The sequence below is a fragment of the Tenacibaculum soleae genome (assembly GCF_001693415.1).
GTDB lineage: Bacteria > Bacteroidota > Bacteroidia > Flavobacteriales > Flavobacteriaceae > Polaribacter > Polaribacter soleae.
Window position 1 is genome coordinate 1472664 of the sequence record NZ_MAKX01000001.1, and the last position, 13489, is coordinate 1486152.

Sequence of the window (13489 nt, forward strand, 5' to 3'; positions counted from 1 at the left end):
ATTTAAAATAAAAGATATATTTGCAGAAAATTATTAAGAATGTTTCTAAATAGAAAAATAATAGGTTTTTTTACTTTTATAAGTTTAGCTGCTTTTTCGCAAGAAAAAACAGTGCAAAATGATGAAGGTTTAGAAATAAATGAGTTAGATGAGGTAATTGTTACAGCAACAAGAACTGCACGTCAGTTATCATCAATACCAATGCCTGTTACATTAATATCTAAAGAGCAGATTATAAAATCGGGAGCAATACGTTTAAAAGATATTTTGTTAGAGCAAACAGGAATCGCTTTAGTTTCTGACTTTGGAGGTTCAGAAGGGGTACAGTTGCAAGGAGTTTCGGCAGATTATACTTTAATTTTAATTGATGGTGTTCCGGTTGTAGGAAGAACTTCTGGAAACATTGATTTAAACAGACTAACAGTTAATAACATAAAACAAATAGAAATAGTTAAAGGACCATCATCATCCTTATACGGTTCAGAAGCTATTGGTGGCGTAATAAATATAATTACAACACAACCTAAAAATGAAAAATTAAAAGGAACCGTTGGTTATTATGCAAAAGGCGGTGCTGCAAATGAGTTAGATATTAATACAAACGTTTATGTGAAAAGGAAGGGTTTTGGATTGGTTTCGGGAATAAATTTAAACTCCAGTAATGGTTTTGATTTATCACCTGAAACTACTCCAAAAACAACAGAAGCACACCAAAATTTTACTGGACATTTAAAGTTAAGTTACGATTTTTCTAATCAACTAAAAGTTAGTATAACAAATCGATTTTATCAACAAAATCAGCATAAAAGTAAACAAACCGATTGGAATGTTAATACCACAATTAATCATAAAATAACCGACAAATGGCAGTTAGATTATAATTTTTATACCACAAAATATAAGGCAGAAAGTGTATTTAATAATGATGAAACATTGTATAAACAAACTTTACTACGACCAGAAATTAAATCGACAAATAAGTTTAATTACGGAACTTTAATTGCAGGAGTAGGAGCTAATTTTGACGCTTTAGAAAGAACCGAGTTCAATGGTATTAAAAAATACGATACACCTTATGTATTTGGACAGTTTGATTTTAATCCAACCCATAATTTAAATGTAATTATAGGTGCTCGATTTGAAAATAGTAATCAATACAAATCAGCATTTACACCCAAAATATCATCAAGCTATAAAATTAATAATTGGCTTACCGCAAAAGCATCGGTAGGTTACGGATTTAAAGCACCTGATTTTAGGCAACTATATTTTAATTTTAGAAATTCCGCAAGCGGATACGTGGTTTTAGGAACCCAGTCGTTACATGATCTGTATGGTGATTTACCAGAAATACAATCAATTGAAAAAGAATTAAAACCAGAAAGTTCTATTGGTTATAACTTCGGATTTGAATTAAAACCATTACCAAGCTTAAAACTAAATATTAATTTATTTAGAAATGATATTAAAGACTTGATTGATACGTATGATACTCAATTAAATGCTTCAATATTAGGTTTACCCGCCGGAACACGTACATTTTCGTACAGAAACACAAACAAAGTATACACACAAGGAGTAGAGCTAGAAGCGAATTATAAACTATCCTCAAATTTTAACATTTTAGGTGGTTATCAATTTTTAGATACAGGCGATAAATCGCAAGAAGATTTAATAAAGTCGGGCAAGGTTTTTTACAGAAGAACACCATCATCTTCATCAGAAAAAATGACAATTTCAAATTATTATGGGTTGCCAAATCGATCAAAGCACATGGCAAACTTTAAAATATTTTACGAAAATTATCAGCATGATTTTTCAGCAAACATAAGAGCAGTGTACCGAAGTAAATATGCTTTGTTTGATACTAATAACAGTCAAGGAATTATTGATGAGTATGATGATTTTGTTGTAAGTAATGCACAGGTTAATATAGCGGTATCAAAAACATTTTTCAATTTGATGAATGTTCAGTTAGGAGTTGATAACCTTTTTAATGAAAAGGGAGTAGAGAATAAAAATACGTTTAAAAATAACGATAGTGTTTTGCGTTTAGGAAGCATTTATTATGGTAGAATACAATTTAATTTTTAATATATAAATCAATAAAAAATGAGAATTTTAAAATCAGTTTTAATCGTTGCAATGTTAAGTTTTGTAGCTATATCATGTAGTGATAATAACGATATAGTACCAGATGAAGTTTCTGCGAAGCAAGTAGTTAATTTGTATGCTAAACAAACAACAGATCGTTCAGTACATCCAGCAGTTGAATCAGGAGAGTTTGTTAAGTTTAGTTTTAAGAGCGGTACAATTGTAACCAATGATAATTGGGATATTGCTTTTAGAGGAACTACTATTTTGGTAAATGGAGGAGAGCCAACAGGTAAGACTCAAGAACCAAATAGAACAGGTAATGCCGCTTTAACCATAGTAGAAGGTAAGTTTTCTGAAATAAAAAAAGTACCGTCAGCAGCAGTGTTTAAACAAGATGCCGCAGATGCATTGGCACTACCCAAAAGTACTTGGTATACTTATGATAGATCAGATCATAGTATAGATCCTGCAACAGGAAAAGTTTTAATTATAAAAACAAATGATGGTCATTATGCAAAAATGGAAATCATAAGTTATTATAAAGATATGGATAGCTCAAATTCAGCAGATCCTGCTAATTCAGGCGCACAATATTACACGTTTAATTATGTGTATAGCGTTAATTCTGGAGATAAAAATTTTCAGTAATTGTTAATTATTTTGTTAGTTTTTGTTAATGAAAAGCTGTTCTGGTTATTAATCAGGCAGCTTTTTTATTGGTTTAATATGCGTTCGATATAAAAAATTTGATTTTTAAATTATCACTTCGAGTAATTTTTGACAGAAAATTGTATCGAGAAGTATAATTTTAAAAAACAAAAATGTTGTTTTCTATAATTAAATTTTTCCATAATTTCACTCGAATTGACACCTTTTCTTATACCGAACTTATATTAATTTATTTTCTCTTGTAAATACTTAGCGGTATAAGACGCTTTATTTTTAATTAACTCTTCAGGCGTTCCGGTAAAAATTAAATTCCCGCCATTTTTACCACCTTCTAAACCAAGATCGATAATATAATCGGCACATTTAATTAACTCAATATTATGTTCAATCACAATAATCGAATGTCCTTTTTCGATTAAAGCATTAAAAGATGCTAATAATTTTTTAATATCATGAAAATGCAATCCGGTTGTAGGTTCATCAAAAATAAATAAAGCTTTATCCTTAGTGTTTCCTTTTATTAAAAACGAGGCTAGTTTAATACGTTGCGCTTCTCCACCAGATAAGGTTGATGATGATTGTCCTAATTGTACATAACCCAAACCAACATCTTGTAAAGGTTTTAGTTTTTTTGCAATTTTTGTTTGCTCATGTTTTGCGAAAAAAGCAACGGCATCATCAATAGTTGAATTTAAAATATCATCGATAGATTTTCCTCCAAAAGTAACCTCTAATACTTCTTTTTTAAAGCGTTTTCCGTTACAAGTATCACATTGTAAATGCACATCTGCCATAAATTGCATTTCAATGGTAACTTCGCCTTCACCCTTACAAACCTCGCAACGACCACCTTCTACATTAAAAGAAAAATGTTTAGGTTGATAGTTTCTTATTTTTGATAATTTTTGTTCAGATAATAATTTACGAATATCATCATAAGCTTTTATATAGGTAACTGGGTTTGATCTTGATGAGCGACCAATTGGATTTTGATCAATAAATTCAATATGTTTTAAAGTGTCAAAACTACCAGTAATATCAGTATATTGACCAACTTTATCTCCATATCCGTTTAGCTTTTTCTGCATTGCAGGATATAAAATTTTCTTAACCAATGTACTTTTTCCACTACCTGAAACTCCTGTAATTACCGTTAAGTTATTTAAAGGAAAAGAAACATCTACGTTTTTTAAGTTGTTTTCTCGTGCACCAATAATATTAATGGTGTTTTTTGATGTTCTGCGAGAAGTTGGAATATCAATTTTTAATTCTTCGGATAAATATTTGGCAGTTAACGAGTCAGATTTCATAATAGCATCAAAAGTGCCTTCGGCAACTACGTGTCCACCGTAAGTTCCTGCTTCAGGCCCGATATCAATAATATAATCAGCTTCTTTCATAATATCTTCATCATGTTCAACCACAATAACTGTGTTACCTAAATCGCGTAAATCTTTAAGTACATCAATTAATCGTTCAGTATCTTTAGGATGCAAACCAATACTAGGTTCATCTAAAATATACATAGATCCTACGAGCGAACTACCTAATGAAGTTGCTAAATTTATACGTTGACTTTCACCACCAGAAAGTGTGTTAGATGTACGATTTAAGGTTAAATAATTTAAGCCAACGTTTGTTAAAAATAATAAACGACTGTTAATTTCGGTAAGTAATCGTTTACCAATGTTTTCTTCGTACTTGTTTAATTTTATGTTGTTGAAAAGTGCAGATAATTCATCTAATGGAAGCGTAACCAGTTCAGAGATGGTTTTGTTGTGCACCTGTACGTAGTTTGCTTCTTTTCGTAATCGTTTTCCGTTACAATCGGTACAGGTTGTTTTTCCGCGGTAGCGAGAAAGCATTACTCTGTTTTGAATTTTATAACTTTTTTCTTCTAACTTTTTAAATAAATCATGTATTCCCTCAAACTTATTTGTTCCGTTCCAAACAATTTTTTTTTGCTTTTCTGATAATTCAAACCAAGGTTTATGAATTGGAATATCAAAAGCTTCAGCATTTAAAATTAACTCTTCTTTATATATTTTGTAGGCATCAGTTTTAAAAGGGAAAATAGCATCTTCAAAGATTGATAATCCTGTATTCGGAATCACTAAATCTTCATCAATACCAATTACACTTCCATAACCCTCACACGTAGGGCAGGCGCCATACGGATTGTTAAAGCTAAATAAATGCGTGTTTGGTTCTAAAAAAGTAATACCATCTAATTCGAACTTATTACTAAATTCGGTAGTTGTTTTAGTGTTTAAATTTTCAATAAAACAAATTCCTTTACCTTCAAAAAATGCAGTTTGAATGGCGTCTCCTAAACGGTTATAAAAATCTTCTTCATGTTTTAAAACAATTCTATCAACCACTAAAAATAAGGGTTCGTTTTTATAATCTTCAATAGGAAATTCATCAATTCTTAAAACAGTATCATTGTATTTTATACGCGCATATCCTTGCTGAGTTAATACTTGCAAAACAGTTTTTAAATCTCTATTTTCATTAATTGTAATTGGTGCAAGTAGTAAAAGTTTGGTGCGTTCTTCAAAAGTTTTAATAAAGTTAATTACATCAGATACAGTATGTTTTTTTACTTCATTACCAGATATTGGCGAAATTGTTTTACCAATACGGGCATATAATAGCTTTATATAATCGTAGATTTCGGTTGAGGTACCTACCGTTGATCTTGGATTTGTTGAATTTACTTTTTGCTCAATAGCAATTGCCGGAGCAATTCCTTTTATATAATCTACCTTAGGTTTATGTAATTTTCCTAAAAACTGACGAGCATAAGAACTTAAACTTTCTACATAACGACGTTGTCCTTCGGCATATAAAGTATCAAAAGCTAATGATGATTTTCCAGAGCCCGAAAGCCCCGTTATCACCACTAATTTATTTCGAGGAATAACAACGTCAATATTTTTTAAATTGTGCAGTTTAGCACCTTTTATAATTATGTTTTCTTTAGGATTAACGGTAGATATATCTGTTTTCATTTTGTTGAAAAATAAGCGATAAAAATACCATTTTTGTTAGTAAAAAACCTATATAAATTAGTAATTTTTAAAATATTTAAGATAAAATATATTGAATATTTGTATTTGTTAAAAAAAAAATGAATATTTGTAACTAACTATTAATCAATAAGTAAAAGCCTATAGCTTAAATAATTACTTTTTAAAGACATAAACCCCTTAACAAAAGAGAATTTTAATTCTCTTAAAAAGTAATTATATGCATAAAGATGTTGTAAGTGATAGCACCCTAGTTAAAGACTATATTGGAGGAAGAGAGTTGGCGATAGAATTATTGATTAAACGCCACCAACAAAGATTGTACAGTTTTATATATAGTAAAGTACAAAATAGAGACACTACAGAAGATATTTTTCAGGATACTTTTATAAAAGTAATAAGAACGTTAAAGAAAGGGAATTATAATGAAGAAGGTAAATTTTTACCTTGGGTTATGCGGATTTCACATAACTTAATTATTGATTTTTTTAGAAAAAATAACAGAATGCCTACGTTTAATAACACAGAAGATTTTGATATATTTTCGGTACTAACAGATGGTTCTTTAAATGCAGAAAATAAAATTATAAAAGAGCAAATATTAGCTGATGTAAGAGAATTAGTAGAAGAGTTACCTGAAGAGCAAAAAGAAGTATTAAAAATGCGTATTTATAATGATATGAGTTTTAATGAGATATCAGAAAACACAGGCGTTAGTATAAATACCGCTTTAGGAAGAATGCGATATGCTTTAATTAATTTGAGAAAAATAATTGAAAAAAATAAAATAATTTTAGTAAACTAAACAATAATTATAAAATAGCATCGTTAAATACTTGAAAACAAAATATATAAAGGGAATATATGATGCAAATTTACTCAAAAAAATCTTCGGATTTTAAAATGAAACCTAAACAAGAAACAGTTCAATTTTTGATTAATTTTTCTAAATCGTTAAAAGTAGTTAAAACCAAATCAAACTATCTCATTGAATTGAATTTGAATTAAGAGAGGAAAAAGCTTCAACAAATGTTGAGGCTTTTTTTTATAGTTTATTGTTTTTATAATATTCTTGTATAACTGTTTTTCTGCCAATAGTTTTAGTAATAATATCGTTATCTAAATTCCAACCACGAGCAGGAGAATAATCTCTACCATACCAAATTATTTGTAAGTGTAAATCATTCCATAATTCTTTTGGAAATAGTCGTTTTGCATCTTTTTCGGTTTGATTCACGCTTTTACCATTCGATAAATTCCAACGAAACATTAACCGATGTATATGAGTATCAATAGGAAATGCAGGAACACCAAAGGCTTGACTCATTACTACACCGGCAGTTTTGTGTCCAACGGCAGGTAATTCTTCTAAATATTCAAAACTTTCAGGAACTTGACCATTATGCTTTTCTATTAATATTTTTGATAAGCCATAAATTCCTTTCGATTTCATTGGCGATAATCCGCAAGGTCTAATAATTTCCTTAATCTCATCAATAGTCATTTTTACCATGTCGTAAGGATTATCCGCTTTAGCAAATAAAAGTGGTGTAATTTTATTTACACGAACATCTGTACATTGTGCAGATAGTAAAACGGCAATAAGTAGTGTATACGGATCTTTATGATCTAAAGGAACGGGTATTTCAGGATATTTTTCTTGAAGTGTGTCAATTACAAATTGTACTTTTTCTGCTTTTGTCATAAAAATAGCGTTATAAAAAATGTAAAGTTATAAAGTTGTTGGTAAAATAATCCCTTTGAAATATTATTTTTTAAATTAAATTTGAATGAACTTTATAAACATTGTACTTTTAAGCTTTAAAAACTGAAACAAATGACAACATTAAAAATAGGAGATAAGGCTCCAAACTTTGAATCTGTTGATGAGAAAGGAAATAGCGTAAAACTTTCAGATTATAAGGGTAAAAAATTGGTATTGTTTTTTTATCCAAAAGCAAGTACCCCTGGCTGTACAAATGAAGCGTGTGATTTAAGAGATAACTATCAAACTTTTTTATCAAAAGGGTATGAGATTTTAGGGGCAAGTGCAGATTCTGCTAAGCGTCAACAAAATTGGATAAATAAACATGAGTTACCTTTCCCTTTATTAGCAGATGAAACTAAAGAAGTGATTAATGCTTACGGTATTTGGGGGCCTAAAAAATTTATGGGACGTGAATATGATGGTATTCATAGAACGACTTTTGTTATTGATGAAAACGGAATTATAGAAGATGTAATTACTAAAGTAAAAACAAAAGAACATTCAAATCAAATTTTAAAGTAGTTGTAAAAATTACGACTAACTTACTTCATATAAGTTGCTTGACATTGTAAAATGAACAAGTTCGCCTATGGTGTGCAGGTTTAGTTTTTCTTTAATGTTTTTTTTATGTTTTTCAACTGTTAAGCTAGAAATGTTTAAAAGACAACCTGTTTCTTTACTTGTTTTTCCAGAAGCTAAAACAATTAAAACCTCCCTTTCTCTTTTGGTTAGGGAGTTTGTTTTTTCGATGTTTTCAATATCTTCTTTTATATTTAATTTTGTTTTTTTATAATTTAGCAAAGCTAACTCAATAGTTACCTTTAATTGGGTTTCATTAAAAGGTTTTAATAAATAAGAAAAAGGAGTGGTGTTTTTTGCTCTTTCAATAATATTAGGTTGGCTATAAGCAGTTAAATATATTACAGGAGTACTATTTACAGGAACAGTATTTTTTATAAAGTCAATACCGTCTTTATGGTCATTTAAATTTATGTCGCAGATAATAATGTCAATAGTTTCTTTTTGAAATTTCTCAACTGCTTGATTATAGTTTCTAGCAATACTTACAATGTATTCAGCTCCTTTTTCGAGCAAAATTTTTAGATCTTTAGCTATAATAAATTCATCTTCTACAAGTAAAATTTTTTTCATAGACAGTTTTTTTAAAGGTATATAAAATTACAGAGGTATTAAAATTTTATTACTAACACCTTGACTGTTGTCAGTAATTAATTTAGCATTTAACTGTGCTGTCATTTCAGCAACAAGTTCTAAGCCTAAAGATGATTTTTTATTTTTTGTAAAAGAGCATCCCATACCATTATCGGCTATTTTAATTTCAATATGGTCATTATTTTTTTTACAAGAAATACTTAAAATATTGCTATCGTTTTTTTCTTTAAAAGCATATTTATGGGTGTTTGTTATTAGTTCATTAAGTATTAAACCAATTAAAGATAAGTTTTTATTTGAGTAATTTTTAATAATATCAACATCATATATTTGTTTAAATATAGGATTATTTTCGTTAGAAAGTGTATGAATTATTTTGTTAGATATTTCTACAATAAATTTACCTAATTCTACATTTTCAGAGTTTGTATTTAACAACATTTGAATATGGGCTATTGATAAAATTCTATTTTTAGCTACTGTTAAAATGTTTTTTGTTTCTGTATTTTTTATAGAGTTAGCTTGTATGTTTAATAAACTAGAGATAATTTGTAGGTTATTTCTTACCCTATGATTCATTTCTTTCATTAAAAAAGAAATATTTTCTTTTTGTTTTTTTGTTAATGCGTGCGTATTTTTTAAGGTTTTATTTTTTTCAATTAACTCATGAGTTCTTTCATAAACAATTTTTTCAAGTTTAATTTTATCATTTTTTAACCTATTTATTTTATAAAAGTAAAATAAGATAATCGAAAAAAATATACTTAAAATACTTAATATTTTAAACCATAATTGAGCGTACCAAGGTGGTGTTATTTTAATTTTTAATGCTATTGGTTCTTTGTTCCAAATACCAACATCATTTGTAGCTTTAACCTTAAAGGTATATTCACCAGGATTTAAGTTCGTGTAAGTTGTTGCTCTGTCTTTTGTTACTGGTCTCCAATCATTATCAAAACCTTTCATTTTATATTGATATAAAACTTTTTCAGGGTTAAGATAATTTAACGCTGTGTAGTTAAAGGTTAATACATTTTCAGAGCTTTTAAACTCTAATTTGTTTTTAAAAGACTCATTTTTATTAAGAGGCTTGTTAAATAAATCAACAGATTTGATGTAAACCCTTGGTTGGTTTGGATTTTCGTTTATTGTTGCTGGGTTAAAAATATTAATCCCGTTGATGCCACCAAAATAAAAATTACCCTTTTGATCTTGATATCCTGCTTTACCGTTAAACTCAACATTTTGTAAACCGTCTTTATCGGTATAATTTTTAAAGGTGTTTTTAGTAACATTTAAAACAGAAATACCATAATTTGTACTTACCCAAATATTATCTTTTTTATCTATATTAATACTATAAATAAAATCATTTGGTAAACCTTGCTGCTTGTAATAAAGAGTGGTTTTTTCATCATTATTTATCTTTGTTAAACCAGAAGCAGTACCTACCCAATAGTTACCTTTACTATCTTCTTTTATTGCAAAAATTCGATTATTTGATATTTTTCTAGTCACAGGAAGCTCAAAACTATAAAGTTTGGTTTTGTTTTTAGATACTTTATATAGCCCTTCATCTGACCCTAGCCATATGTTTTTTTTAGAATCAACTAGTGATATACGAGCTCTATTTAATTGCTTACCATTAATAAGAACAGGTTTAAATTTTTCAGCATTAATATCAAATTCAAAAATACCAGCGGTCCAAGTAGCTATCCATAAAGTATTTTTATTTATTGGGATGATTTCGATGACCTCGTTATCTGTAATTCCATAATTATTATTAGGTAAAAACTGTTTAAAAGTGTCTTTTTTGTAATTGTATTTTAACAACCCTGAACCAAAACCTCCTGCCCATATATTTTTATAATAATCTTCTTTAATAGTATATATTAAAGTACCTTTAGCTTCGTTGTATAATTTAAATTTATTTGATTTATTGTTGTATTTAATAATACCTTGTCCACTAGCAATCCATAATAAAGAGTCTTTGTTTTTTAAAAAATTATAAGAACTTATCTTTTCAATATTAGGAAACTCTTTTAGCTTTATCTTGGTGGTTTTAAATTTTTTTTGATATTTACTGTAATGAAATAATCCCTCACCTTCACTTCCAAACCAAATATTACCTTCCTTGTCACTTATTATTTTAATGATATTTACGGGGTGTATTATTTTATTATTACTTTTAAAAATAATGCGAGTAAATTTTTTACTAGATAAATTATATTTATAAACTCCTTTTTTTGTGGCTACATATAATATTTCTTCTATCTTATAAAAAAATTGAACAAAAGATTTTATAATTGTTTTTTCTAAATTTTTATTGTTATCTAATATTTTTAAACCCAAAGGAGTTCCTATAATTATTTCGTCTTTATTTTTATAAACGGCCGTGGTATTACTAATATCACTATATAAAGATGTTAATCTTAATGATTTCAAGTTTAGGTTTAAAATTCCAGAATTACTGGTAGCTATTAAAATATTGCTATTATTTGTTTTAAAGAAATCTAACGCAATATTTTCTTTTTGAGATTTTGGAAGGCGTATATAATTTGATTTTTTGTTTTTCTGATTATATAAAATGATATGATTTTTTGTAGAAAAAATCATTTTCTCATTAGATATTTTAACTACTCGATACCCAAATTGATTCTCTTTATTTTTTGTCGAATTATAAATATCAAAAAAATGATTAGTTGAAAACTCATACCCTACAATGCCATTTGTGTTAGTGGCTATAAATAGAGTGTCATTTACAGCATTTAAATCTCTAATATGATCATCTTTTATACTTAAAGAATCTTTAGGGTTGTGAACAAAATTATCAAATTCATATGCATTAAATCGATGAAGCCCGTCTTCTGTTCCTGCCCAAATATAGCCTTGTTTGTCTTGTGTTAATCCTTTAATATTTAACTGTAATAATCCATGTTCTTGACCAAAGACATTAACAAAAATGGTGTCTTTTTTTATTTGACAAAAAGCATTATTCAAAAATAAAAGAAGTGAAACTGTAAGAATTTTTTTCATAAAATAAATAAAGACAATATATATATAAAATAGTGAAGTTACAAATCGTTAGTTTGTAGTAGTTTGTTTTTTTTTTGTTTGAATTAAAAAAAAAACCGAGCTTAAAGCTCGGTTTTTTATTATTATTGTTTTGTAGCAAATTCTTTTTGAAGCTCTTTACTTGTTAGTGAACTTCCGTCATGGCTCCATCCAGGAGGCATAAAAACATATTTTAATCGGGTACCTAAAGGCAAGTGCTTTTTTCTGTCAAAAAAGTCTCTAAAAATCTCTTTCCATTCATGAAAAATCACATTAACAGGCCCTTTATCTTCTAAATCTTTAGTTAAACCGAATTTTAATTTTTCATATTCCATTTCAGTTTCTTCAGCCTGAAAAGTTCCAAACATTCTGTCCCAAATAATTAAGAACATTCCCATGTTTTTATCTAAATACTTAGTGTTTGAAGCATGATGAACTCTGTGGTGAGAAGGAGTAACAAAAATATATTCCCATGCATTTAATAAAAAACCAGCAATTCCTTTTTTGTTGTTTTTTTTGATAAAATTAGTATGACATAAAGTTCCGTAATTTTGATTCATTGCATAAGCAAACATAATATGTAATGGCTCAATCCCTATTAAAATAAGCGGTATTAAGAACACAAAACGGTAAAAAGGTTGTAGTACTGGCGATCTAAAACCTGTTGTAATATTATAAAATTGTGAGTTGTGATGCGTTACATGGACTGCCCAGAAAAAACGAGAATGATGATCAACATAATGGTGTATGTAATATAAAAAATCTTGTCCAATAAAAGCAATAAACCAATATAGTACGCCAGTGTTTTCCCAAGTAATTATTTTATACTCATAAAAAAAGTCCATGACAATAAAAGAAATTCCGTACATTAAAGCATCTAAAAAAACATTACAAATGGCAAAATAGACATTAGTTGAAACATCTTTAAAATTGTAATTTTTAGCTTTTCTTTTATAGCTGAAATAAATTTCAAGTAAAATTGCTAAAGCACAAATAGGCACAAACCATTTGTAAGCATTTTCGTGTGTAAAAATATCCATATATTTTGTTGTTTTATTTTAAGCGTTTTTCGATCCAATTTTTAAAACTGTAAAAGTTTTGCGGAGCAACTCCATGCCCCACAGGATATTCAGAGTATTCATTTTTAAGTCCAGTTTCTTTTAATAAAATAGGCGCTTTTCTAGCCCATTCTATAGGTAATACCTGATCAACCGTACCATGCGAAATATAATAATCAGTAGTAATAGTATTAGGTATTTCTTTAGGTAGCAACTCTTCATTAATATAACCGCTTAAAGCAACAACGTGTTGTACCTTGTTAGGATAATTAAAACTCAAGGCATAACTTAAAATTGCTCCTTGACTAAAACCTAATAAAAATGTTTTATCAGGATTGGTGTTGTATTTTGCTTTAATTTCATCAATAAATACAGCAATTTTATCTACAGATTCTTTTGCTTGTATTAAATCAGAAAACTTACCATTAACGGCATCAAAATTAATAGCATACCAAGCATAAGCTCCAAAGCTCATACTATGAGGTGCCTGAGCGCTTACAATAAGCAAATCGTCTGGTAGTTCTTCAGCAAATGAAAATAAATCTTGCTCGTTACTTCCGTATCCGTGTAGTAAAATTAATAAAGGCGGATTTGTAGTTGCTTTTTTAGGTTCTCTTACGATGTAATGTAAACTCATT

10 protein-coding genes are annotated in these 13489 nt (G+C 28.4%); 4 read left to right on the forward strand and 6 right to left on the reverse strand.

Annotated features, from left to right (window positions below; genetic code table 11):
* The first annotated feature begins 39 nt into the window (after positions 1-39).
* Both BA195_RS07040 and BA195_RS07045 read left to right on the forward strand, forming a co-directional pair.
* Complete coding sequence (locus BA195_RS07040) at positions 40-2094, forward strand: TonB-dependent receptor plug domain-containing protein (protein WP_068703776.1); 2055 nt, start codon at positions 40-42, stop codon at positions 2092-2094.
* Positions 2095-2112: 18 nt separating this feature from the next.
* Complete coding sequence (locus BA195_RS07045) at positions 2113-2745, forward strand: HmuY family protein (RefSeq protein ID WP_068703778.1); 633 nt, start codon at positions 2113-2115, stop codon at positions 2743-2745.
* A gap of 245 nt (positions 2746-2990) precedes the next feature.
* Here the strand turns inward: BA195_RS07045 and uvrA are convergent, their stop codons facing one another.
* Positions 2991-5780: an excinuclease ABC subunit UvrA gene (uvrA, locus tag BA195_RS07050; protein ID WP_068703780.1), complete on the reverse strand. Its 2790-nt coding sequence runs from the start codon at positions 5778-5780 to the stop codon at positions 2991-2993.
* A gap of 238 nt (positions 5781-6018) precedes the next feature.
* On the opposite strand from uvrA, the gene BA195_RS07055 reads away from it, so the two are divergent.
* Complete coding sequence (locus tag BA195_RS07055) at positions 6019-6603, forward strand: RNA polymerase sigma factor (protein ID WP_068703782.1); 585 nt, start codon at positions 6019-6021, stop codon at positions 6601-6603.
* A gap of 240 nt (positions 6604-6843) precedes the next feature.
* Here the strand turns inward: BA195_RS07055 and BA195_RS07060 are convergent, their stop codons facing one another.
* Positions 6844-7503 carry an endonuclease III domain-containing protein gene (locus tag BA195_RS07060; protein ID WP_068703784.1) on the reverse strand — a complete coding sequence of 220 codons (660 nt, stop codon included), beginning with the start codon at positions 7501-7503 and terminating at the stop codon, positions 6844-6846.
* Positions 7504-7635: 132 nt separating this feature from the next.
* On the opposite strand from BA195_RS07060, the gene bcp reads away from it, so the two are divergent.
* On the forward strand, positions 7636-8088 hold the full coding sequence (bcp, locus tag BA195_RS07065) for a thioredoxin-dependent thiol peroxidase (RefSeq protein ID WP_068703786.1): 453 nt from the start codon (positions 7636-7638) through the stop codon (positions 8086-8088).
* A gap of 15 nt (positions 8089-8103) precedes the next feature.
* Here bcp and BA195_RS07070 read toward each other — a convergent pair whose 3' ends face one another.
* The 4 genes from BA195_RS07070 to BA195_RS07085 all read right to left on the reverse strand — a co-directional run bounded on the left by BA195_RS07070 (position 8104) and on the right by BA195_RS07085 (position 13488).
* Positions 8104-8718, reverse strand: a complete 615-nt coding sequence (locus tag BA195_RS07070; RefSeq protein WP_068703788.1) for a response regulator — start codon at positions 8716-8718, stop codon at positions 8104-8106.
* A gap of 27 nt (positions 8719-8745) precedes the next feature.
* The gene (locus BA195_RS07075; RefSeq protein WP_068703790.1) at positions 8746-11775 is read right to left on the reverse strand and encodes a two-component regulator propeller domain-containing protein; all 3030 of its coding nucleotides are present in this window, start codon (positions 11773-11775) and stop codon (positions 8746-8748) included.
* 122 nt (positions 11776-11897) lie between these two features.
* Entirely contained in the window at positions 11898-12833 is a 936-nt protein-coding gene (locus BA195_RS07080) for a sterol desaturase family protein (RefSeq protein ID WP_068703792.1), read from the reverse strand.
* A gap of 13 nt (positions 12834-12846) precedes the next feature.
* Positions 12847-13488, reverse strand: coding sequence for an alpha/beta hydrolase (locus BA195_RS07085; protein ID WP_068703794.1), 642 nt, complete (start codon positions 13486-13488; stop codon positions 12847-12849).
* Position 13489: the final 1 nt, after the last annotated feature.